The sequence below is a fragment of the Chryseobacterium sp. SG20098 genome (genome assembly GCF_031844745.1).
Classification (GTDB): domain Bacteria; phylum Bacteroidota; class Bacteroidia; order Flavobacteriales; family Weeksellaceae; genus Chryseobacterium; species Chryseobacterium cucumeris.
This window is the reverse complement of the sequence record NZ_CP134622.1, coordinates 3,849,899-3,872,286: the sequence shown is the minus strand read 5'-3', so window position 1 is coordinate 3,872,286 and position 22,388 is coordinate 3,849,899. Positions and strand designations below refer to the sequence as shown.

21 protein-coding genes are annotated in these 22,388 nt (G+C 35.8%); 7 read left to right on the top strand and 14 right to left on the bottom strand.

Annotation, left to right across the window (positions count from 1 at the left end):
- The first annotated feature begins 55 nt into the window (after positions 1–55).
- On the top strand, positions 56–2,671 hold the full coding sequence (locus RHP76_RS17790) for an MGH1-like glycoside hydrolase domain-containing protein (protein ID WP_311228704.1): 2,616 nt from the start codon (positions 56–58) through the stop codon (positions 2,669–2,671).
- Between the two features lie 76 nt (positions 2,672–2,747).
- Here the strand turns inward: RHP76_RS17790 and RHP76_RS17785 are convergent, their stop codons facing one another.
- From RHP76_RS17785 to RHP76_RS17750, 8 genes are all read right to left on the bottom strand, one after another.
- Positions 2,748–3,167, bottom strand: coding sequence for an OsmC family protein (locus RHP76_RS17785; protein WP_062673700.1), 420 nt, complete (start codon positions 3,165–3,167; stop codon positions 2,748–2,750).
- Between the two features lie 75 nt (positions 3,168–3,242).
- Positions 3,243–4,181 carry a proline dehydrogenase family protein gene (locus RHP76_RS17780; protein WP_280213473.1) on the bottom strand — a complete coding sequence of 313 codons (939 nt, stop codon included), beginning with the start codon at positions 4,179–4,181 and terminating at the stop codon, positions 3,243–3,245.
- A gap of 29 nt (positions 4,182–4,210) precedes the next feature.
- Positions 4,211–5,533: a DUF58 domain-containing protein gene (locus RHP76_RS17775; RefSeq protein ID WP_311228703.1), complete on the bottom strand. Its 1,323-nt coding sequence runs from the start codon at positions 5,531–5,533 to the stop codon at positions 4,211–4,213.
- Positions 5,534–5,600: 67 nt separating this feature from the next.
- On the bottom strand, positions 5,601–6,632 hold the full coding sequence (locus RHP76_RS17770) for an AAA family ATPase (RefSeq protein ID WP_311228702.1): 1,032 nt from the start codon (positions 6,630–6,632) through the stop codon (positions 5,601–5,603).
- Positions 6,633–6,745: 113 nt separating this feature from the next.
- Complete coding sequence (locus tag RHP76_RS17765) at positions 6,746–7,903, bottom strand: DUF4350 family protein (RefSeq protein ID WP_311228701.1); 1,158 nt, start codon at positions 7,901–7,903, stop codon at positions 6,746–6,748.
- A gap of 11 nt (positions 7,904–7,914) precedes the next feature.
- A complete protein-coding gene (locus RHP76_RS17760; RefSeq protein WP_311228700.1) occupies positions 7,915–8,706 on the bottom strand; it encodes a DUF4129 domain-containing protein in 792 nt (263 codons plus the stop codon).
- The gene (locus tag RHP76_RS17755; protein WP_062673691.1) at positions 8,699–9,661 is read right to left on the bottom strand and encodes a DUF4013 domain-containing protein; all 963 of its coding nucleotides are present in this window, start codon (positions 9,659–9,661) and stop codon (positions 8,699–8,701) included. Before RHP76_RS17755 ends, RHP76_RS17760 begins: the two co-directional genes overlap by 8 nt.
- On the bottom strand, positions 9,645–10,628 hold the full coding sequence (locus RHP76_RS17750) for a stage II sporulation protein M (RefSeq protein WP_311228699.1): 984 nt from the start codon (positions 10,626–10,628) through the stop codon (positions 9,645–9,647). Before RHP76_RS17750 ends, RHP76_RS17755 begins: the two co-directional genes overlap by 17 nt.
- A gap of 28 nt (positions 10,629–10,656) precedes the next feature.
- On the opposite strand from RHP76_RS17750, the gene RHP76_RS17745 reads away from it, so the two are divergent.
- Positions 10,657–11,406: an RDD family protein gene (locus tag RHP76_RS17745; protein WP_311228698.1), complete on the top strand. Its 750-nt coding sequence runs from the start codon at positions 10,657–10,659 to the stop codon at positions 11,404–11,406.
- A gap of 191 nt (positions 11,407–11,597) precedes the next feature.
- A complete protein-coding gene (locus RHP76_RS17740; protein WP_062673684.1) occupies positions 11,598–11,888 on the top strand; it encodes a GNAT family N-acetyltransferase in 291 nt (96 codons plus the stop codon).
- On the opposite strand, the gene RHP76_RS17735 is transcribed toward RHP76_RS17740, so the two are convergent.
- The 5 genes from RHP76_RS17735 to smpB all read right to left on the bottom strand — a co-directional run bounded on the left by RHP76_RS17735 (position 11,877) and on the right by smpB (position 16,608).
- A complete protein-coding gene (locus RHP76_RS17735; RefSeq protein ID WP_288443903.1) occupies positions 11,877–12,848 on the bottom strand; it encodes a glycosyltransferase family protein in 972 nt (323 codons plus the stop codon). The two genes, RHP76_RS17740 and RHP76_RS17735, sit on opposite strands and share 12 nt — an antisense overlap.
- Complete coding sequence (locus RHP76_RS17730) at positions 12,849–13,673, bottom strand: UDP-2,3-diacylglucosamine diphosphatase (RefSeq protein ID WP_311228697.1); 825 nt, start codon at positions 13,671–13,673, stop codon at positions 12,849–12,851.
- Positions 13,674–13,730: 57 nt separating this feature from the next.
- A complete protein-coding gene (locus RHP76_RS17725) occupies positions 13,731–14,471 on the bottom strand; it encodes a YebC/PmpR family DNA-binding transcriptional regulator (protein WP_034694756.1) in 741 nt (246 codons plus the stop codon).
- A gap of 95 nt (positions 14,472–14,566) precedes the next feature.
- Positions 14,567–16,072, bottom strand: a complete 1,506-nt coding sequence (locus RHP76_RS17720) for an OmpA family protein (protein WP_062673678.1) — start codon at positions 16,070–16,072, stop codon at positions 14,567–14,569.
- 77 nt (positions 16,073–16,149) lie between these two features.
- Complete coding sequence (gene smpB / locus RHP76_RS17715) at positions 16,150–16,608, bottom strand: SsrA-binding protein SmpB (protein ID WP_034694839.1); 459 nt, start codon at positions 16,606–16,608, stop codon at positions 16,150–16,152.
- A 121-nt stretch (positions 16,609–16,729) separates the two neighbouring features.
- Between smpB and RHP76_RS17710 the strand changes: the two genes are divergently transcribed.
- On the top strand, positions 16,730–18,352 hold the full coding sequence (locus tag RHP76_RS17710) for an ABC-F family ATP-binding cassette domain-containing protein (protein WP_034694751.1): 1,623 nt from the start codon (positions 16,730–16,732) through the stop codon (positions 18,350–18,352).
- A gap of 81 nt (positions 18,353–18,433) precedes the next feature.
- Here RHP76_RS17710 and RHP76_RS17705 read toward each other — a convergent pair whose 3' ends face one another.
- Positions 18,434–19,246, bottom strand: a complete 813-nt coding sequence (locus tag RHP76_RS17705) for a M48 family metalloprotease (RefSeq protein ID WP_311228696.1) — start codon at positions 19,244–19,246, stop codon at positions 18,434–18,436.
- A gap of 343 nt (positions 19,247–19,589) precedes the next feature.
- On the opposite strand from RHP76_RS17705, the gene recJ reads away from it, so the two are divergent.
- The 3 genes from recJ to nadD are packed head-to-tail and all read left to right on the top strand — an operon-like array spanning position 19,590 to position 22,324.
- Positions 19,590–21,302: a single-stranded-DNA-specific exonuclease RecJ gene (gene recJ, locus RHP76_RS17700; RefSeq protein WP_123278489.1), complete on the top strand. Its 1,713-nt coding sequence runs from the start codon at positions 19,590–19,592 to the stop codon at positions 21,300–21,302.
- Positions 21,303–21,359: 57 nt separating this feature from the next.
- On the top strand, positions 21,360–21,704 hold the full coding sequence (locus tag RHP76_RS17695; RefSeq protein WP_253297030.1) for a four helix bundle protein: 345 nt from the start codon (positions 21,360–21,362) through the stop codon (positions 21,702–21,704).
- Between the two features lie 35 nt (positions 21,705–21,739).
- On the top strand, positions 21,740–22,324 hold the full coding sequence (gene nadD / locus RHP76_RS17690; RefSeq protein ID WP_120232612.1) for a nicotinate (nicotinamide) nucleotide adenylyltransferase: 585 nt from the start codon (positions 21,740–21,742) through the stop codon (positions 22,322–22,324).
- The last annotated feature ends 64 nt before the right edge of the window (positions 22,325–22,388 follow it).

Below are 22,388 nucleotides of genomic sequence, written 5' to 3'. Positions count from 1 at the left end.
AAAAATTGGAATTACTTCTCAAAAAAACTAACTTCGTATGGAAAAGTGATGAGATATGACCGCCGAAAAAGATAGATTACAAGATACCAAATGGAAAAACTGGGGACCTTATGTAAGCAACCGGCAGTGGGGAAATGTACGTGAAGATTATAGCCCGAACGGGAATGCCTGGAATTTTACCAACCATAATAATGCAGAAAGCTATGCCTACCGATGGGGAGAAGAAGGTATTGCCGGAATTTCTGATATAAAGCAGCTTTTGTGTTTTGCTTTTTCATTCTGGAACAAGAAAGACAAAATGGTAAAGGAACGATTCTTTGGGTTGAGCAATCCTCAGGGAAATCATGGGGAAGACATCAAAGAGATCTTTTATTATCTGGATAATACACCTACTCATAGCTATATGAAAATGGTGTATAAATATCCGATCAATGAATTTCCTTACGATGACCTTGTTGCAGAAAACGGAAGACGCAGTAAAAAGGAACCGGAATATGAAATTTTCGATACCGGAATTTTCGATAATGATGAATATTTTGATATTTTCATTGAATATTGCAAGGCCGATCACAATGATATTCTTGCCAGAGTAACGGTCTGTAACCGAAGTCAGCATGAAGCACCTATTGTGGTGGCACCTACAGCATGGTTCAGAAATAACTGGAAATGGGGATACAACACCTATAAGGCAGAGCTTAATGCTTCTCATGACGGAAGTATCAATATTGGACACGACAGTATCTCCATTAAAAAACTTTATTCCCGAAATACCAATGCACAAAGCGTATTTTGTGATAATGAAACCAACAATTCTAAGCTTTATGGAGCTCCTGCAGGTGAAAACACTTATTTCAAAGACGGAATCAATAATTATATTATCCATCAAACGAATACGATAAATCCCGCAAAGAAAGGGACAAAAGCTTCTTTTCTGATTGATGAGCTTATTGGTGCCGGAGAATCCAAAGTTTTTGAATTCAGATTATGCCCGGCTGAAGCTGATGAGCCTTTTGAAAAGTTTGATGAAATATTCAATACGCGACAGGCTGAAGCTGAAGAATTTTATAAAGAAATTCAAAATGATACCGTTAACGAAGATGAAAGAAATGTTCAGAGACAGGCTTTTGCAGGACTTCTCTGGAATAAGCAGTTCTATCATTACAATATTGGAAAATGGCTGAAAGGTGATCCCAACTTTGAAGCCCCAAGAAATTTCAACGAATATGTAAGAAATACGGAATGGAATCATCTCCATAATAAGGATATTATTTCTATGCCCGATAAATGGGAGTATCCATGGTATGCCACATGGGATCTGGCATTTCACTGTGTTCCGTTTTCCATCATTGATGCGGAATTTGCCAAGGGACAACTTTTGCTCCTTACTAAGGAATGGTACATGCATCCTAATGGACAGCTTCCAGCCTATGAATGGAATATGAGTGACGTGAACCCGCCAGTACACGCCTGGTCATGCTTCCGTGTTTTCAAAATTGATGAAAAAACTAACGGAAAACCGGATTTATTATTTTTAGAGAAAGTTTTTCAGAAACTGCTTCTTAATTTCACCTGGTGGGTGAACCGAAAGGATAAAAACGGAAAAAATATCTTTGGCGGAGGGTTTCTTGGTCTCGATAATATCGGAGCTTTTGACCGGAATATGGAACTAAAGGACGGGCAGCATCTTGAACAGGCAGACGGAACAAGCTGGATGGCCATGTATGCATTGAATATGATGCGTATTGCAATGGAGCTTGCCCAATATTATCAGGTATATGAAGATATGGCCATCAAGTTTTTTGAGCATTATCTTTATATCGCTGAAGCTATGGAAAACCTGGGCGAAGGAACGAAAGGACTTTGGAACGAAGAAGACGGATTCTTCTATGATGTCCTACAGCTAGGAAATGGAGACAGTGTTTCTTTAAAATTAAGAAGTATTGTGGGTTTGATTCCTATGTTTGCTGTTGAGATTGTTGACCACCGCTTACTGGAAAAGATGCCGAATTTCAGAACCCGAATGGAATGGATCTTAAAGAACAAGCCGGAGTTGACCAAACTGGTTTCTCACTGGGATGAGGAAGGACAAGGCCGAAAACACCTTATGAGTATCCTCCGCAAAAACAGACTGACAAAGGTTCTGACCAGAATGCTTGATGAAAATGAATTCCTGAGTTCTTACGGAATCCGCGCCATGTCTAAGGTATATGAGGAAAATCCTTTTGTCTTCTCTGTACATGGGTCTGAAAATATAGTCTACTATACACCTGCAGAAAGTGACAGCCGTATGTTTGGCGGAAACAGCAACTGGCGCGGTCCAATTTGGTTTCCAATCAATTTTCTGATTGTGGAAAGTCTTCAGCGCTTCCATTATTACTATGGAAACAGTCTGAAAGTAGAACTTCCCACAGGAAGTGGTGATAAAAGAAATCTTGATGAAGTGGCTCAAAATATAAGTAAAAGACTCTGTTCTCTATTTTTAAAGGATGAACATGGACAAAGAGCTTTCAACGGAGGTAATCCAAAGTTCAATTATGATGAACATTTCAGAGATTATATTACGTTTTTTGAATATTTCCATGGAGATAATGGCCGTGGTGTGGGTGCTTCCCACCAAACGGGATGGACAGCTACTGTGGCGAAACTGATAAAACCAAGACTCACCTTTTAATAAGCAATGAGTAATTGGTAATGAGTAATATAAAAGCCGGATAAAACATCCGGCTTTTGCTATTTTATGTAAGAGATTAAATTTTTTCTCCGTTCACATACACTTCGTATCCGATTTCTACATTCGGTTCTAACGTTTTTGATACAGAGCAGTATTTTTCAAAAGAAAGTTCTGCAGCCTTTAATGCTTTTTTAGGATCAATTTCTCCTTCCAAAAGGAACTTAACGTTAATCGATTTAAAAGGTTTTGCATCTTCTACCTGCACTCTTTCTCCTTCTACTTCTGCCTGAAAGCTTTTAATTTCCTGACGTTGCTTCTTCAGAATAGACACCACATCAATTCCGCTGCAGCCTGCTACAGCCATCAGTACACTTTCCATTGGGGAAACTCCTTTGGCTCCCGGCTGGGAAGTATTATCTAAAAGGATAGAATTTCCTTGTGAGTTTGTACATTCAAATAAAAAATCGTCGTTTATTCTGTTGAGTGTAATTTTCATTGTACGGGTTTATATTTCAGATTTCTTTTTATATTCTTATTCAAATATAAAAAACTTTATGGAGTAAACCTCAGGCTAAGACATGATATCAACCATAGCCTGAAAAAGATTATCCGGATTTTCTGCAATGCGGTTACACATGTACAGATACCATTCATCACCATACACAATATACTGTCTGCACGGGTAACCTTCTTTATAGATTTCATTCAACAGATCTTCCTGTATTCCCAGTAACATTTCAAATTCATATTTAGATTTTGGAATATCATATTGTTCAATGAGCTCTTTAACTCTCTTCTGAACGATATTATGATGGGTAGCAACAGAACATTTCCTGTTTTTAAGGAAAAGAGTTTCAATATATTTAATATATAAATCGTCTAAATGTTTTCCTCTCTCTACAGCATGTCCCGGAGGAACAGCAAAAGCACCTTTTACAATTCTTATTTTCCCTTGTGTTTCATTCAATATCCGTTCAAGGTCTTTTGGAGTACGGTTTAAATATGCCTGCAGGGTAATTCCAACATTTGGAAAATCAGGCGATATTTTACAAAAGGTATTAATAATATCATCAGTTCTATCAATACCCTCTGCACTAATCACTATTTCAATATCTTTTTTGTAAGCTGATTCTGCTAATGACATTAAATTATTATAAGCAAGATCCTTATCAATTGCAAGACCAATATGTGATAAATCCAAAGAAATGATAGAATTGATATTCTCTTCTTTCACTTTATTAATCAAATCAAAAAAATGTTGAGTTACTGATTCTGATTCTTCCACGGAACGGGTACTCTCTCCCATAAACTCTAGTGAAGTTGGAAGTCCTTTATCATTAATTCTTTTAGCAGTGGCAATAGCTTCTTCCATTTTTTCGCCTCCTATATATCTTTTAGCTGCTTTCAGTAAGAGTTTAAAGAGCTCAGGATTGTTAAGAATATATTCTTTTGCACCTTCATTTAAGGCAGCTATTTTCAACAGCGCACCTGCCTTTTCTTTTAGTTCCATTTTATTTTTTGATTTGTATTTAAAATATTTTATAAAATTCCTCTCGCTTTTATCTCCAGATATTTATTGATAACATCGATATTCAAATTTTCCGGAAGGGTATATACGGTATAAATTCCGTATTTACGAAGTTCCTGGATGATCAGTTTCTTTTCAAATTCAAATTTTTCAGCAATAATTTCATCATAAATTTCCTGCATATTTTCAGGATTTTTGTTGATCAACGTCTGCAGTTCTGAATTTTTGAAGAATACCACTACCAGCAAGTGATTTTTAGCAATTCCGCGAAGATATTTCAGTTGTCGGTTCAATCCGTCAAGAGTTTCAAAATTGGTAAAAAGCAGAATTAAGCTTCTTTGATTGATGGAATATTTTACATCCTGATACAAACGGTTGAAATCACTCTCGAAGAAATCGGTTTTAATATTATAAAGCGCTTCAGAGATTTTCTTCAACTGTCCGGATTTATTATCGGCAGCAATTTTATTTTCAGCTTTCTTGGAAAAAGTCATCATTCCCGCTCTGTCTCCTTTTCTCAAAATAATATGAGAAAGTGCCATGGTTGCATTGATGGAATAATCCAGTAAACTTAATCCATTGAACGGCATTTTCATGGTTCTTCCTTTATCGATCAACATAAAAATACGCTGTGATTTTTCATCCTGAAACTGGTTTACCATGAGTCTGTTGGTCTTGGAGGTTGCTTTCCAGTTGATCGTTCTGATATCATCTCCGGGAACATATTCTTTGATCTGCTCAAACTCCATGGTGTGTCCCAGCTTTCTGACTTTCTTGATTCCACCCAATAAAAATTCACTCTGAATAGCCATCAGCTCATATTTTCGGAGATGAATAAAAGAGGGATAGGCAGGAAGCATAGCATCTTTCTGGAAAATAAATCTTTTTGAGATGAATCCCAAAGGTGATGATGCATACACATTCAATCCTCCGAAATGATATTCTCCCCTTTCTTTAGGCTCTAATGTGTATTGAAAAAATGTATTGCCTCCAGAAGCGATCTGCTTTTCAATCAGAAAATCTCTCTTTTGAAACTGAAACGGAATTTCGTCAATAATTTTAGTGGCTATGGTGAAGCTGTAATTATTTTTAATATCGATTTTTACAAAATTCTCATCTCCGTTGGACAATTTTTCAGGCAAAATTCTCTGAACCTGTAAGGCATTCTTTTGATTAAACAGCAACAGAAAATCTACCATTGCTGCAAGAAAACAGATCAATAGTGCAAGATGGGCTCCCCACATCAGCACCGGAAAGAAAAATGCAAGGACATACAGGATCCCCACTCCGATGAGTGTAAAAAAGAAACGTGTATTGATGTGTAAGTTTTTCATTGGTTAGGTGGCAGGTTGCAGATAAAAGGTTTTAGTAATGATGATTCAAGCCCCTCTTTCTACTACCCTATCTCGGTATTTCTATTCCTTCTAAAATCTGACGGATAATTTCATCTGCGCTAAGACCTTCCATTTCTCTTTCGGGAGAAACGATTACTCTGTGCCTTAAAACAGCATAGCTTGCCTCTTTAATATCTTCAGGGGTTACAAAATCTCTTCCTCTTAGTGCAGCAAATGCTTTGGAAGCTGTCAGAAGTGCCAGTGAAGCTCTTGGAGAAGCCCCCAGATATAAGAACTGATTTTCTCTGGTGTTGATGATAATCTTAGCAATATATTCCATCAGCTGTGCTTCCACAATGATTTCTTTTACCAGATGCTGATAGTTTTTCAACTGCTCTGCACTGATGACACGATTGATTCCTTCTGTTTTATCTTCTTTTTTACTTTCGTGCTGATTTTTAATGATCGCAATTTCCTGTTCAAGATTAGGATATCCTACATTGATTTTGAATAGAAAACGGTCCAGCTGAGCTTCCGGAAGCCGGTACGTTCCCTCATGTTCAATAGGGTTTTGTGTAGCGATAACAAGGAAAGGTTCATCCATCGCATACCGTGTACCGTCCATCGTGATCTGCCTTTCTTCCATTACTTCAAATAGGGCAGACTGCGTTTTTGCCGGCGATCTGTTGATCTCATCAATCAGTATGAAATTGGAAAAGATAGGTCCTTTTTTAAATTCAAATTCTGAGTTTTTCACGTTGAATACAGAAGTTCCCAAAATATCGGAAGGCATCAGATCCGGAGTAAACTGAATTCTGCTAAATCCTACATCAATGGTTCTGGCTAATAATTTTGCCGTGATTGTTTTTGCTACTCCCGGAACTCCTTCAATAAGCACGTGTCCGTTTGAAAGTAATGCAGCCAAAAGATGTTCAATCATTTTTTCCTGTCCTACAATTACTTTTCCGATCTCAGATTTTACTTTTTCTAAACTCGCACGAAGTTCAATCATATCAATTCTCGACTGAAATTGCTCTTCCTGTTTATTAAGATTGATAGCGCTTTGGTTTTCTATATTCGGGTTATCAAAGTTTTCCATAATAATTTTAATTTGCTAGTTTAACAATGACTATCTACAATTATATGTATTCTAACGAACAGACATTTTAGCATTGAAAAACTGTTATATGGTTAGGTTATTCTATTATTATATTATTTAAGTATTTCATCAAGGAGCTTATTGATCCTTGTAAGATCTTCCTTCATAACACTGGCGTAAGGATCCTGGGCTTTTTTGATAAGTACTATTGCTTCACTGATCATTTCTAAGGGTTTACCAGTTTTCAGATGCAATTTTTTTGTAAACTCTTCATCTAAATTCTGAGTATCTATCAACAGATCCATTCTCACTTTGTTCAGAAAATACTGTGCCTTCTTGGCCATCATATCATGAAAATCGCCTTCCTGAAGATACAGATTTCCAATGCTTTTCACAAAATCCAGGGAAGTATTTCTTAATGGCTCTTCTACAGGAACTATCCTCTGTTTCCTTTTTGCATTAAAAAAGATAAAAAGAATAAGTCCTCCTAAAAATACCCACCATGCATATTTTAAAGGTGGATTTGACAATATAAATCTCATGAAAAAGCGTGATTCAGAACTTTTGTTGGATACGAACCAAAGGGTTTCTCTATCCTGAAGATATGAAAACACATCCTGTGCATATTTTACATTGCCGGGTTTCAGAAGATAATAATTCGTCAGGAAAAGAGGTTCTGTATGAGCATAGATATATCCTTTACCAAACTTTACTTTAATAAAATTGGCCTGATCTGTATTCTTCTTCTCAACTGTTTTCCCCAGTACTTCCACTTTAGGTTTGATAAAGGAAAATCCTCTGCCCGATGGAAATTTATCTAATTTAATAAAATCATTCTGAAATTTTTTATCGGTAAGTTTCAGGACATTTTCTTCTTCAAAAGAGATCTCAGAATCGTAATATCCGATACTATCAGAAATTTCTTTAGGCATGCGGGTTACCATCAGAAATGCATCCGAACCTTCAGATATCTGAGACAGAAGTTTTTTCCATGACTCACCGTCAAGGTTATTTTCAATGACTACAATATTGTGAGCTCCCTTTTTGTGCTGGCTGTAATATTCATAAGGAACCTGTTCAATCTTCTTAAGATTATTTTTAAAAAGATATTTCGCTTCATTATTAAAAACAAACAGTCCAAACGGAGACTTCTCATTGATATCAAAATTCTTCCGCCAGTCTGTCGTTTCTTTTTTGTTAACTTCAAGCAACGCCAAAATAATCATCACAATGACGAAAATTACAGCATATGTTTTGAAAGTTTTGTTCATGGTTACTATAGTTATGGTTTAAATGCCTGATACTGATTTTTAAATTTCTGATAGCTCTCTTCTTCAATTCTGAATTCACCATACCATACATAATCAAAAATATAAGACAGATTGGAGAAGTCACCCTTCAGATGATGAGCTTTTAACTCTGAGGCATAGTCCTTATTGGTTTTTTCCGGATTCCAGTTGATCAATTTTTTGTCACTCAGTTTTTTAAGAACAAACAGGAATTGATACCGAACTGCGGAACGATAATCTCCTGCGTTTTCAAATTTCGCGATACTTTCAGGGAAATTGATTTCATGGATATTCTCATGAAGTTCCTGTACATTGAGATCCAGTTTTTTATTTTTTTTACCAAAAATAAAATTCCCGTCTTTTCCCATAATATATTTAATAATAAAATACAACAGAAAACCTACAAGAATAATTGCAAACAGACGAATAATGATCGTGGTCAGCTCTGCCGATTTAGTGAACGCTGTTTCTCCAAAAATACTCTGTATAATCTGATTGATTTTTCGCATCAGCTTTTGAAAGAAAGATTCTCTCGGTTTTGATACGGAATAGTCAAATTCATTTCCTTTATATCTTGACGGAATATTTTCTTTGAATGTTTTCGGATACACCTCATTCTCTGATACCGGATTTTTCATCAGCACAGAATCCGCACGCAGCATATTTCTGTAATGTCCGGTGGTGTATAGTGAATCTACCAGATCATCAGAATCGGAATTATCATCCTGAGCATGAACCAGCCCAAGAGAGAAAAAAAGCAGTATGAAAAAAATAATTTTATTCATTGATTCCAATCGTATCTATTTCTGCCAATTCTACTTTCTGGTGAAGATCTGTTCTGCTGTCATAATACATTAATCCCGCATTCACATACATCAGGTTTGAAAGAAAAAATGAAAATAACATAGAAAATCCATAGAATACAAAAAAAATGATTCCGGCAGTTCCGGTAAAAGGATTCTGTTCAAAATTTCCGTCCGGTGTAGAGGTAAGCAGTGATCCGTAAAAAAACATCATAGGGATAAATGTGAATATAGATGTTATCATATACATAATAATAAACATCACAAATGCAGATCCCCAATATTTCCAGTATGGTGATTTTTCACTTCCATTCGGGTAAGAAAACTGAGAACGTAAAGCATAGCTCAAGCTTCCCCAGAAACCTCTGTCCGAATTAAAATAATCATACATCAGAAAGGTAGTAAAATTAAATATCGTTGGATAAAGAAGCAGGATCAAAAACAATCCGATAATAATAAAAATCAGGATATAAGAAAAACCTACTACAAATAAGATTGCCGGAGTAACGATAAAGATCATTCCCAGACATAGTTTTCCAATTCTTCCGGCATTGTTTTTAAAGTCGCCGAGAATTTCATCAGTCTTTATTTTTTCTGCTCCCTGTGCAATTCTTTTTAAATAAAAAACAGGATACAGATAATTGACAATCATCAGGATCATGAAAAGCAGGAAAGTCAGTAATCCTACTGTGATCAGCATTCCGGAATTTTCTGAAAAATACTGTTCAAAATAATAGGTTTCACCGCCAAGATTAGATCCGAATATCTGTGAAAACAGTTCCTTATATCCGAAGATAACAACAGTAACCATTAAGATCAAAAGCAGGCCATTGATCAGAATATAGTTTTTGAAATAATTCTTTCCGTATAATTTGAAAAAATTGAAACTGTCACTGATGAAAGTTCCAAAATCTCTTTTTTTATAAAATTGTATCATAGATGTGTTTATTAGTTTTTTTGTAAACAACAGAAGGATATACAAAATAGTAGTATCCAATAATTGCAAGTGAGCCAAAAATGATGATAAGGTTTAAAATTAAAGGCATCTTCAATGCATGTCTGGTGACATATCCTTCTATAATCCCTGCACAAATAGTGAAAGGGACAGTACTTAAAAATATTTTAAATGAATCTTTAAATCCTTTTTTAAACGAGTTAAATCTTGAAAATGTTCTTGGAAATAAAATAGACGCGCCCAGAATCAATCCGCACATCGCTTCTACTACCATGGCAAAAATTTCAAAAACCCCGTGAAGCCATATTCCTCTTGCACTGTCTTTCAATGCTCCGTAATCATAGAAGAAATATTGAAAAGCTCCCAGCATCACACTATTCGAAAGCAATGCGAACAATGTTCCCACTCCCCCGGCAATTCCGTAAATATATAATTTTGCTCCAACCTGAATATTATTAAAGATAATTCCGATGGTGCTTCCCCAAGTGCTTCCGCTCTGATAAACGCCTACGGCATTATTATTTTTAATATTTTCGATCGTTTCATTCACATACCCATCCCCTAGTATAATATTCACAAAGCCTTTATCATAAATGGCAGAAAGCACTCCTATTGATGTAAACAAAATGAAAAAGAGAAAGGCATACATCAGATATCTCCGGTATTGATACATCAGCAACGGAACTTCAGTTTTGAAAAAGTAAACCAGCCTGTTCTCCTCTACTCTTTTTGTTTTATAAATTTTCTGAAAAATCTGGGCAGATAAATGGTTCAGATAAACAGTAGTATTGCTTTTGGGATAATAAGTCTGGGCAAAAGAAAGATCATTGATCAGGTTTATATACAATGAGGACAGGTCATCAGGATTTTTTTTTATTTTCCCTTGAATAACCTGTTCGATTCCCAACCATTTTTCTTTATTTTGTTTAATGAAATAAACTTCTCTCATAATTATTAAGGCTAAAATAATAAAAAATATGTCTCAAATTGCGATAAATACCTCACAAAATGTAAATATTAATTTTAATATTGCAGGCGTAGGAGAAAGGATGCTTGCCTTCATTATTGATCTTCTGATCAGGATTGCTTATGTAGTTGCTATCCTGTATCTGTTCTTCAATATTCTTGATTTGGGATATCTACTGGATGGTCTTGACGGCTGGTCAATACGTGCAGTATATCTTGTCCTTACCTTTCCTGTTTACATTTATCCGCTTGTATTGGAAAGTTTGATGGAAGGCCAGACTCCCGGTAAAAAACTCATGAAAATAAAAGTAGTGAAAATTGACGGTTATCAGGCTAGTTTCGCAGATTATATGATCCGGTGGGTTTTCAGAATTGTAGATGTTTCATTTGCCGGAGTAGTAGGACTTATTTCTATGATTGTTTCTAAAAATAATCAGCGTTTGGGTGACATTGCTTCCGGAACGGCCGTTATCTCTCTAAAAAACAACATTAATATTTCTCATACAATCCTGGAGAATATCCATGAAAATTATGTTCCTTCTTTCCCTCAGGTAATTGCTTTGAGTGATAATGATATGAGAATCATCAAAGATAATTACACCAAAGCTCTGAAAGTAGATGACCGCCAGATCATCAATAAACTATCCGAAAAAATCAAAAGCATTCTGAAACTGGAAATAGATCCTACGAAAATGACGGAAAGGCAGTTTATCAATGTGATTATCAAAGACTACAACTATTATACGGGGAAAGATAATTAGGTAGATCTATGGTCAATTTTGCTTCGCAAGTGAATGGTTATCAATTTAAAAACATTTATTGCTTATTGCTTATTGCTTATTGCTTATTGCTTATTGCTTATTGCTTATTGCTTATTGCTTATTGCTTATTGCTTATTGCTTATGCAAAGCTCGGTGTAATTTTTGTATATTGAAGAATAAAGTCCTGAATCATGAAATTTGAAAACAATAAATCCGGAAATGGCGGTGTTCTTACTTTAAATAATGAAACAAAAGAAGTAGGAAGACTTACCTATACTATTTTCCCGGAAGACCATAAATTCATTATCTCTTTCGTATTGGTACATCCCGAATTTGAAGGCAGAGGAATGGGAAAATTTTTAGTGGAAGAAGCCATCAAATTTGCCAGAGAAAATAACTGGAAAGTATATCCGCACTGTTCCTATGCAAGATCTGTAATGATGAGAATGAGTGATGTGGATGATATCTTTTTAAAGAATTAAAACTTCATTAAGAAGGATGTCTTCAATATCATCCGGATAATCTACTCTGAGATGATGATCTGACGCTACCCACTCCATAATTTCCTGAAGATTTAAAACCTTGGAATTGGGAATTCCCATTTTATCCAGAGCGCATGCATTGCATTCCTGCTCATATTGATTGTGGATGGGAATCACAAATAGCTTCTTATCCATAAATAGCGCTTCTGCCGGAGTTTCAAAACCTGCATTGCACAAAATTCCGTCGCAGCCTTCAAAGTATTTCAGATACTGGCTTTCATCAATAGGAAATACTTCCACATTTTTTACCTTGACCTGTACTTTACTGTATTTTGAAAACACTTTCCACTCCACGGGAATCTTTCTTAAAACCTTAATGATATTCTCATCTGCAAAACTGGGAAGATAGACCAGATAATATCCCTGTTTATAAGGGTTCAGATTTCTGATCTTTCTCCTGATTACAGGTTTTTTGATCTGCGGATGATAATTTTCAAAATGAAAACCGATTTTTCTTTGGCTGGGAACGTAATATTTTAAAATCATTTCTCCCAGAAAATCTTTTTTTTCTGGTTTGGGTGTTTCCACAAAACTCATGGAAGCCTGATGGCTGAGTTCTATCATGGGAAGCTTTTTCAGTTTGGAAGCCCAACCTGTCAAAGGTTCATAATCATTGATAATCAAATCATATTGTGACAGCTCCAGTTCTCTGATGGTTTTAACAGCTTCAAAGAATTTATTTTCTGTAAATGTTTTTCGGTAGGATAAACCGCCTGTTTTATTATAAAGAAGAGAAATACCTCTATGTTGAAAATTAATATTAAAATCAGCCTTTAATTGCGACTGGTGTCCACTGATCAAGGTATCAACAGACACATGTTTTTTGAGAAGAGGAATAATTTCCTGTGCTCGGGCAACATGCCCGTTTCCAGTACCCTGGAATGCATACAAAACCTTCATTTAGGAAAAGTTGGTTACAATTTTTAAAAGAGCAGAATTATCCATTTCCGGAATTTCTTCAGCTTCATCATCTTTCAGCAAATGCTTATGCTCATCGTAATAAAAAATCTTCCATTCTTTATCATGATATTCTAAAGCGGACAGATTTTCAATCCAGTCACCGGAATTCAAATAAGTACAAGATCCTTTTTTATTAACAACCTCACGGATCTGCGGTTGATGGATATGTCCGCAAACGACATAATCATAATGATTGTCAATGGCCAGCTCAGAAGCAGTAAGTTCAAAATCACCGATATATTTTACTGCTTTTTTCACATTGTTTTTGATCTTTTTGGAAAACGAGTATTTTTCTTTACCCATTTTTTCTAAGAACCAATTTACAACATTATTGATAATAATAAGGAGGTCGTAACCTTTTCCGCCGAGTTTGGCGATCCATTTGGAATGCTGGACGGATGCATCGAAAACATCACCGTGAAATATCCAGGTTTTTTTCTGATCTATGTTCAGACAGATTTTATTACAGACTTTAAGTTTTCCCAGTTCAAAATCTGTGAACTTACGGAACATTTCATCATGATTGCCTGTAATGTAATAAACATCTGTGTTTTTGGTAGCCAGTGAAAGAATCTTTCTGATTACCTTCAAATGAGGTTTAGGGAAGTAAGACTTTTTAAACTGCCAGATATCAATAATATCACCGTTTAAAACTAATGTTTTAGGGTGGATAGAATTGAGGTATCTCAACAATTCTTTAGCCTTACATCCATAAGTTCCCAAATGAACATCCGATATAACAACTAATTCAACGTTTCTTTTCATAGTTTTGTACAAAGAAACTAATTGAAAATTAACTGTATATGAATGCTATGTTATTTTTTATAAAGAGTTCATCAGCTCTTCTGTGATTTCCATATTGTGGTAAACGTTTTGCACGTCATCATCTTCTTCGAAACGCTCAAGCATTTTCATATTAGCCTTGAACTGTTCTGCATTTACTTCTTTTGTATTGTTTGGAATTCTCTGAAGTTCTGCACTTTTTGCTTCAATTCCAAGCGCATCCAATTTGTGAGATAGAGAACCGAAATCTTCAAAAGCTGTAGTGATCATTACTTCCTCCTCATCCTTTTCCACATCTTCTGCACCTCCATCAATCATTTCCATTTCGAAATCATCCCAATCCATTTTAATCTGGGCTAAATCTATTGTGAAAATACCTTTTCTGTCGAAGATAAATGCCAGCTCACCATTTTTCCCAAGGTTACCATCAAACTTATTGAAAACAGCTCTTACATTAGCTACAGTTCTTGTAGTGTTGTTCGTAGTGCATTCTACAAAAAAAGCAACACCACCTTGCCCATAACCTTCATAAGTGATTTCTTCATAGTTTTCTGCATCTGCACCACTTGCTTTCTTAATTGCTCTTTCAACATTATCCTTAGGCATATTCGCCCCTTTTGCGTTTTGGATACATCTTCTCAATGCAGGATTGGATTCCGGATCTGTTCCGCCAGCTTTCACTGCTAAAGCAATATCTTTTCCAATTTTAGAGAATGTTTTGGCCATCTTGTCCCATCTGGCCATTTTAGAAGCTTTTCTATATTCAAATGCTCTTCCCATTTTAATTTTTAAATTTCCAACAAAATTACTCAAAAGTCCACAAAAAAAAAATACCCCCAATCAAATTGGAGGTATTCATTATTTAGAAAAATTAATTATTTTTTCTTTTTAGCAGCAGCTTTTTTCTTAGCTGGAGCTTTTTTAGTAGCTTTTTTCGCTGGTTTAGCTACAGTTAAGTCATTTTTCTTATAAGTATCCCACTCAGCACCTGAGATAGCTCTTACGATAACTTTTCTGTCTTGTTGTCTTTCAGCATCACTTGCAGTTGCAGGAACAGTAGCTTCCTGAGAACCGATACCGATAGATTTCAATGTTGCAGGGTTAACACCTCTAGCTTCTAAAGCACCTACTACAGCAGCAGCTCTTTGTTTAGAAAGTTTCAAGTTGTAAGCAGCAGCACCTTTAGCATCTGTCATACCTACTACTACGAAGTTTTCAGCTGGAGCATCTTTGATGATCTTAGCAGCACTGTCTAATTTATCATTAGATTGAGGTCTGATTGTAGCTTTGTTGAAATCAAATAAGATATCTTTAAGAGCTTCAGTAGCAACAACAGCAGTTGGTTTCTTAGGAGCTGGACATCCGTTGTATTCAGGAAGACCTGGAACAGTAGGACAAGCATCATCTTTATCTAAGATACCATCACCGTCAGTATCTGGCCAAGGACAACCGTTGTTTTCAGCAGGACCCGCTACTGTAGGACAAGCGTCATCTTTATCGATTACACCGTCACCGTCAGTATCTGGCCAAGGGCATCCGTTGTTTTCAACTGGACCAGCCACTTCTGGACATTGATCGTCTTTATCTGGAACTCCGTCACCGTCAGTATCAGGACATCCTTGGAATTCTGGTAAACCTGGAGTATCTGGACAAAGGTCATCTTTATCTAGGATACCATCCTTATCTCTATCTCTGTTTCCAAATCTGAATAAGATAGAAGCAGAAGCTTGCCAGAAGTTAGCAACAGTAGATTTATCACCTGGAGTTGATACATAATCTCCCTGAATACCAAGACCGAAGTTCTTAGTTACCCAGAAGTTAGCACCAGCACCTGTAGCTACAGTAAAGTGATTAGCTTTACCGTTTTCGTTACCATCCTTACCGTTTGTTACAGTTTCGATTGCGTTACCGTTAGCGTCAACAGATGTTCTAGGGAAAGTAAGAGCTGTATAGTCATGTCTTAAGTAGTTAGCACCAACTCTTAAATATGGATCAAACCAAGATTCTTCGTTCCATAAAAGACCTGCAGCGTGAGCCTGGAAACCAAGACCTGTCATTAGGAAAAATTCTTTCCCCATGTTGAATCTTTTGTTTTCAACATTTCCAACAGAAGTTTGCCAGTCAATTACTAAACCTTTTCCAACGTTTCTAGCAACTGTTAACTTAGATAGTGGAGGTGTAATAGAAAAGTTGTTCACATTGAACATACTTTTTGTCAAATTGTTAGCAGAGAACGTATTACTGAAGTTACCTCTTGCTGCTACGTGGTTTTCAGCATGAGCACCAACTCCGATTAACCACGGATTGTTGGTAGTCTGTGCGAAAACAGTAGAGGCAACAGTAAGCGCCAATGCTGAAATTCCTAATTTTAGATTTTTCATAGAATTAAATGATTAAATAATTGATAATGCAAAATAAATATAATTTTTCTTTATATACAAAGTTTTTCAAATGATTTTTAACTTTTCTTTAATATTCTGTCGAGGTTCCGTTTATTTTCTCTATCTTTTATCGCCTCTCTTTTATCGAAAAGTTTTTTCCCTCTACCAAGCGCTATCAGCACCTTTGCTTTCCCTCGGTCAGTGATATATAATTTTAAAGGTATTATGGTGTTCCCAGCATCCTTTAACTTTTTTTCAAGTTTTTGTAATTCTTTTTTGTGCAAGAGCAATTTCCGTTCCCTTTTTGTTTTATGATTGTAAAAAGTTCCCAATTTATACTCATCAATCATCATGTTGATGATGTACAATTCCCCATCAATAAACTGACAGAAGGATTCTGTAATGGATGCTTTGGATGAACGTAAAGATTTTATTTCCGTACCCGTCAAAACCATTCCGGCTTCGTATTCTTCGAGAATTTCATATTCAAAACGGGCTCTTTTATTTAATATGCTAACTGTTTTCTCAATCTTCATCATTTTAAAATTTCGTTAATGAAATATATAAAAAATACCATACATTTAAAAACTTGACTATTATATTATTACAAAATACCCAAATTCTTTTCGTATTTTTGCGCCAAATTTACAAAACTATATGTTAACAGTATCTAACTTATCTTTACAATTCGGGAAAAGAGTTCTTTTTGACGAGGTAAATATTATGTTTACCAAAGGAAACTGCTACGGGATCATCGGAGCAAACGGTGCGGGAAAGTCTACATTCCTGAAAATACTAACAGGAAAGCAGGATCCTACAACAGGGCATGTATCTCTGGAACCAGGGAAAAGAATGTCAGTTTTGGAGCAGGATCACTTTGCATACGATCAGTTTACGGTTCTTGAAGCTGTTTTAAGAGGTAATAAGAAATTATTTGAGATAAAAGAGGAAATGGATGCGTTATACGCAAAGGAAGATTTCTCTGACGAAGACGGTATTAAAGCCGGAGAATTAGGTGTAATTTATGATGAGATGGGTGGCTGGACTGCCGAATCTGATGCTCAGACGATGCTTTCTAACGTAGGAATTACGGATGATATGCACTGGCAGCTGATGAGTGAACTTGAGAACAAAGACAAAGTAAAAGTACTTTTGGCTCAGGCACTTTTTGGAAACCCTGATGTATTGATTCTGGATGAGCCTACCAACGACCTTGACATTGACACCATCTCATGGCTGGAAGACTTCCTTGCTGATTATGAAAACACGGTAATTGTTGTATCTCACGACCGTCACTTCCTTGATACGGTTTGTACCCATATTGGTGACCTTGATTATTCTAAGCTTAACCTATATACAGGTAACTATTCTTTCTGGTACCAGGCTTCTCAATTGGCAACAAGACAAAGAGCTCAGGCCAACAAGAAAGCTGAAGAGAAGAAAAAAGAACTTCAGGATTTCATTGCACGTTTCAGCTCTAACGTTGCTAAGGCAAAACAGGCAACTGCAAGAAAGAAAATGATCGACAAATTAAATATTGACGATATTAAACCTTCTTCAAGAAGATATCCTGCTATTATTTTCGAAATGGAGAGAGAAGCAGGAGATCAGATCCTTGATGTAAAAGGTCTTGAGAAAACAAAAGACGGAGAATTATTATTCTCTAATGTTGATTTAAATCTTAAAAAAGGAGATAAAGTAGCTGTACTTTCCAAAAACTCTTTAGCCATTACAGAATTTTTCGAAATTCTGGCTGGAAATGTTGAAGCGGACAAAGGTACGGTTGCATGGGGAGTTACTACCAATCAGTCTCACATGCCTTTGGACAACACCAACTTCTTCCAGGAAGACCTAAGCCTGGTTGACTGGTTGAGACAGTTTACAAAGAACGATGAAGAGCGTCACGAAGAATTCGTAAGAGGATTCTTAGGAAGAATGCTGTTCTCAGGAGATGAGGCTTTGAAATCTTGTAAAGTACTTTCCGGAGGTGAAAAAATGAGATGTATGTTCAGTAGAATGATGCTTCAGAAAGCTAATGTTCTTTTATTGGATGAACCTACCAACCACTTAGACCTTGAGAGTATCACAACTTTGAACAACTCTTTATCTAACTTCAAAGGAAATCTTTTACTGGCATCTCATGACCACGAAATGCTTTCAACAGTCTGTAACAGAATCATTGAACTGACTCCTACCGGAATCATTGACAGAGAAATGACTTATGACGAATACCTTGCTGATAAAAAGGTAAAAGAATTAAGAGAAAAAATGTATTCTTAATCAGAACAACATTAAAATTTATATAAAAATACCTCAAAGCAATGCTTTGAGGTATTTTCGTTTAAACAATAAATAAAATAATTATTTCGTCAATTTAGCAGTGGGTAACGCTACAGTTCCCGGATCTTTCCATAAACCTTCTTTCTCTGCTTTCTTTTTGATAGATTCTGCTCTTTTGTTGCTGTCGGGATGAGAGTTGAACATTTTTTCAAAATTAGTCTGTGTACTTCTTTCTGAAAGTAAAGCTAATTTTTTAAAAGCCGTATAAGCACCTACTACATCATATTTATTAGCTTTCATAAAGTCATATGAATAAGTATCTGCTTCAGACTCCTGCTTTTTACTGTGCGAAGCATCTAAAAAGGCATTCGCCATCTTTCCTATCTGGCTTTCATTAAGGGTAGATACAGCTGACGAAGCTGATGATGCAGCATCTAATGCAGCCGCCTTCAGATAGGCTGATTTCATAGCATCTTTGGTATCCTGATTCTTTACATGGCCAATTTCATGTCCGATTACAGCAAGCAATTCATTATCAGTCATAATATCCATTAATGAAGAGAATACGCGTACACTTCCGTCAGCACAGGCAAACGCATTGATATCTTTTACTTTATAAACTTTATAATTCAGGTTCAGACCATCCTGAGATTTATGTTTTCCAAACAGCCTGTTCAGTCTCACAGTATATGGATCTTTAGGCCCTGCTACAGGATTGTTTTTATCCATCCAGTCTACTGATTCTTTGGATAATTTAATAGCATCTTCGTTGGTAAATGTTAAGGCTTTTGCACCATTTGAAACCATCCCGGCAGCTTTTCCAAGGTTAATCTTCTGTGCATTGATCGAATACATAGCCCCAAATGACATAAGGCTTAGCATAATTTTTTTCATAGTCATTTAAAATTTGGAGCACGAAGATAACATTTTTTAACAATTACTAAGTCAAAAATTCTCCTAATATCCGCATTGAATGTTATTTTTTTATTATTAGAAAGAAACCCGAAAGTTCTTACCGTTTATTTTAAACAAAACAATCATAGAAACGTGTGATACATATAGTTTGAATGAATATAATTTTCCTACAGAGATCATTTTTAAAATGAATAAAAATATAATTATTCTGATCAATTTAACTAACAAGTATCAATTTTCTCATCCTTATGCCACCTATTTTAAAATCTAATTTGCTGATTTTTAAAGACGCTTTTAGAACTTTTTTCCTTATTTTTGTGAAATGAGTCAAAAATGGATTTACAAGCCTGAACCCGATGAGGAAGTTGTTGACAGACTAAGTTCGTCACTTGGTTTTGGTACTTTTGAATCTAAAATCCTCGTTCTAAGGGGAATTGACAATTATCAAAAGGCCAGAGAATTCTTCAAACCCAACCTTAACGATATACACAATCCGTTTTTAATGGCAGACATGCAAAAGGCTGTAGAGCGTATTGCCACCGCCATTGAAAATGGAGAAAAAATATTGGTATATGGTGACTATGATGTGGACGGAACCACAGCTGTTGCTTTGATGTACCTTTATCTCAGCAAAATTGTTGAGAAAAAATATCTGGATTATTATATTCCGGATAGAAATTCTGAAGGATATGGAATTTCCACCGAAGGAATTGATTTCGCCAAAGAAAATGGTTTTTCATTAATCATTGCTCTGGACTGTGGAATCAAAGCCCTTGATATGATCAACTATGCCCGTAATCTGGACATCGATTTTATTATCTGTGACCATCACCTTCCGGGTGAAGAGATTCCTAATGCTGCGGCTGTACTTGATCCTAAAAGAAGTGACTGCAGATATCCTTTCAAAGAACTTTCCGGATGCGGTGTTGGCTTTAAGCTTTGCCAGGGACTGAATACGATTTATAAATTACCGGAAGCAGAATTATTTGAGCTGACAGATCTTCTGGCAATCTCCATTGCTGCAGATATTGTTTCGATGACAGGAGAAAACAGGGTTCTGGCTAAAATGGGATTAAAAACCCTCAGAAAGACCAGAAATCTTGGTTTAAGATTATTGATTCCTGAGGATAAGCTTTCTCATTTTGAAATTTCCAATATTGTTTTTGAAATCGCTCCTAAAATTAATGCTGCCGGAAGAATTTCCCATGGTAAAGCAGCTGTAGAGCTTATGGTTTCTGATAATCTGAAACATGCCAATCAGATTGTGAATGATATCATGAACCTCAACGATGAAAGGCGTGAACTGGATATGAATTCCACTCTTTCTGCCCTGAATCAGATCATAGAATCCCAGCAGGAAACCAAGCATACTACTATTGTTTATCATCCGGAATGGAATAAAGGAGTAATTGGTATTGTAGCCTCAAGGCTTATTGAAACCTATTATAAACCTACACTTGTTTTTACTGATGGTAATAACGGAGAAATGGTAGCTTCCGCAAGATCTGTTTCTGATTTTGACGTACACGAAGCTCTTGATATGTGTTCTGAATATTTCCTTAAATTCGGGGGACACCATGCTGCGGCCGGACTTTCGATGGAGAAGGATAAATTTGATGCTTTCAAGGAAAAATTTGAAAGAATTGTTTCGGAAAAAATCAAAGATCATCAGAAAGAACCTTCTATTACGATTGATACAGAGATTAAAGTAGATGAAATCAACAGAGAGTTTATCAATTTCCACAGAAAACTGGCTCCATTTGGACCGCATAATATGAAACCTATTTTTACATTAACGAATCAGAAGCTTTCCGGATATGTAAAAACAATGGGGAAAGATAATAATCACCTGAAGTTTTATATCAAACAGGAATCTACAGGACGAAATATTGAATGTGTCGGGTTCAAGCTGGGACAGTTTGTTGACGATTTTAAAAATAAAAACTTTGATCTTGCTTTTACCCTGGAAGAAAATCACTGGAAAGGCAATGTCACTCATTATCTTAATATCAAGGATGTAAAATTTAGAGAGTAAGAAATAGGGATTAGGATTTAGTAATCAACGAATAGGGAAATACATATGGGAAATTATATGGAATTAATTGTCTGGAACAAATCTGTAGATCTCGTTACTGAAATCTATTCAGTGACCACTATTTTTCCAAAAGAAGAACTATATGGACTTACTAGCCAGATTCGAAGAGCGTCAATTTCAGTTCCGTCCAATATTGCTGAAGGACATTCCAGAAGATCTACCAGCGATTATCTTCAGTTTTTGAAAATTGCAAGAGGTAGCTGTGCTGAGCTGGAAACCCAATTGATTATTTCAAAAAATTTAAGTTACCTTAGTTCTGAAAAATTTAAAATTCTAATTGAAAAAACCTCCGAAATATCAAAAATGTTGAATGCTATAATCACAAAACTTCAAACTCCCTAACCCCTAATTCCTACGACCTAGCTTCTTAATAGCACATGAAAAAAATCGGTTTATTTTTCGGATCATTCAATCCTATTCATATCGGGCATCTTATTCTGGCTAATTATATTCTGGAAAATTCTGATATGGATGAACTTTGGTTTGTAGTAAGTCCTCAAAATCCTTTTAAAGACAAAAAATCTTTACTCAATGACCATAACAGACTTGATATGGTACAGCTTGCGGTAAAGAATTATCCTAATATGAGAGCTTCCAATGTGGAGTTTTCTCTTCCGAAACCAAGTTATACTATTGATACCTTAACGTATCTGCATGAGAAATATCCTGATTATTCTTTCAGTCTGATCATGGGAGAAGATAATCTGAAAAGCCTTCACAAATGGAAAAATGCTGATATCCTGATCAAAAATCATCATATTATTGTTTACCCAAGAGTATTTGAAGGTGAGAAAAAAGATTCCGAATATTTACAGCATGAAAATATCTCTCTGGTAAAAGCACCGATAATAGAGCTTTCAGCTACAGAAATCCGTAATATGATAAAGGATGGTAAAAATGTAAGACCTATGCTGCCACCAGAAGTTTTTGACTATTTGGATGGTAGTAGTTTTTATAAGTAATTTTGCATATTGGAAATGAGAGGCTAAAATTAAAAGCAAGAGAAAGACTCTTACCTTTTATCTC

What these genes read in the sequence shown, in the direction of transcription:
- RHP76_RS17790 (WP_311228704.1), top strand. Translation starts at nt 56, where the DNA reads ATGACCGCCGAAAAAGATAGATTACAAGATACCAAATGGAAAAACTGG.
- RHP76_RS17785 (WP_062673700.1), bottom strand. Translation starts at nt 3,167, where the DNA reads ATGAAAATTACACTCAACAGAATAAACGACGATTTTTTATTTGAATGT.
- RHP76_RS17780 (WP_280213473.1), bottom strand. Translation starts at nt 4,181, where the DNA reads ATGGAACTAAAAGAAAAGGCAGGTGCGCTGTTGAAAATAGCTGCCTTA.
- RHP76_RS17775 (WP_311228703.1), bottom strand. Translation starts at nt 5,533, where the DNA reads ATGAAAAACTTACACATCAATACACGTTTCTTTTTTACACTCATCGGA.
- RHP76_RS17770 (WP_311228702.1), bottom strand. Translation starts at nt 6,632, where the DNA reads ATGGAAAACTTTGATAACCCGAATATAGAAAACCAAAGCGCTATCAAT.
- RHP76_RS17765 (WP_311228701.1), bottom strand. Translation starts at nt 7,903, where the DNA reads ATGAACAAAACTTTCAAAACATATGCTGTAATTTTCGTCATTGTGATG.
- RHP76_RS17760 (WP_311228700.1), bottom strand. Translation starts at nt 8,706, where the DNA reads ATGAATAAAATTATTTTTTTCATACTGCTTTTTTTCTCTCTTGGGCTG.
- RHP76_RS17755 (WP_062673691.1), bottom strand. Translation starts at nt 9,661, where the DNA reads ATGATACAATTTTATAAAAAAAGAGATTTTGGAACTTTCATCAGTGAC.
- RHP76_RS17750 (WP_311228699.1), bottom strand. Translation starts at nt 10,628, where the DNA reads ATGAGAGAAGTTTATTTCATTAAACAAAATAAAGAAAAATGGTTGGGA.
- RHP76_RS17745 (WP_311228698.1), top strand. Translation starts at nt 10,657, where the DNA reads ATGTCTCAAATTGCGATAAATACCTCACAAAATGTAAATATTAATTTT.
- RHP76_RS17740 (WP_062673684.1), top strand. Translation starts at nt 11,598, where the DNA reads ATGAAATTTGAAAACAATAAATCCGGAAATGGCGGTGTTCTTACTTTA.
- RHP76_RS17735 (WP_288443903.1), bottom strand. Translation starts at nt 12,848, where the DNA reads ATGAAGGTTTTGTATGCATTCCAGGGTACTGGAAACGGGCATGTTGCC.
- RHP76_RS17730 (WP_311228697.1), bottom strand. Translation starts at nt 13,673, where the DNA reads ATGAAAAGAAACGTTGAATTAGTTGTTATATCGGATGTTCATTTGGGA.
- RHP76_RS17725 (WP_034694756.1), bottom strand. Translation starts at nt 14,471, where the DNA reads ATGGGAAGAGCATTTGAATATAGAAAAGCTTCTAAAATGGCCAGATGG.
- RHP76_RS17720 (WP_062673678.1), bottom strand. Translation starts at nt 16,072, where the DNA reads ATGAAAAATCTAAAATTAGGAATTTCAGCATTGGCGCTTACTGTTGCC.
- smpB (WP_034694839.1), bottom strand. Translation starts at nt 16,608, where the DNA reads ATGAAGATTGAGAAAACAGTTAGCATATTAAATAAAAGAGCCCGTTTT.
- RHP76_RS17710 (WP_034694751.1), top strand. Translation starts at nt 16,730, where the DNA reads ATGTTAACAGTATCTAACTTATCTTTACAATTCGGGAAAAGAGTTCTT.
- RHP76_RS17705 (WP_311228696.1), bottom strand. Translation starts at nt 19,246, where the DNA reads ATGAAAAAAATTATGCTAAGCCTTATGTCATTTGGGGCTATGTATTCG.
- recJ (WP_123278489.1), top strand. Translation starts at nt 19,590, where the DNA reads ATGAGTCAAAAATGGATTTACAAGCCTGAACCCGATGAGGAAGTTGTT.
- RHP76_RS17695 (WP_253297030.1), top strand. Translation starts at nt 21,360, where the DNA reads ATGGAATTAATTGTCTGGAACAAATCTGTAGATCTCGTTACTGAAATC.
- nadD (WP_120232612.1), top strand. Translation starts at nt 21,740, where the DNA reads ATGAAAAAAATCGGTTTATTTTTCGGATCATTCAATCCTATTCATATC.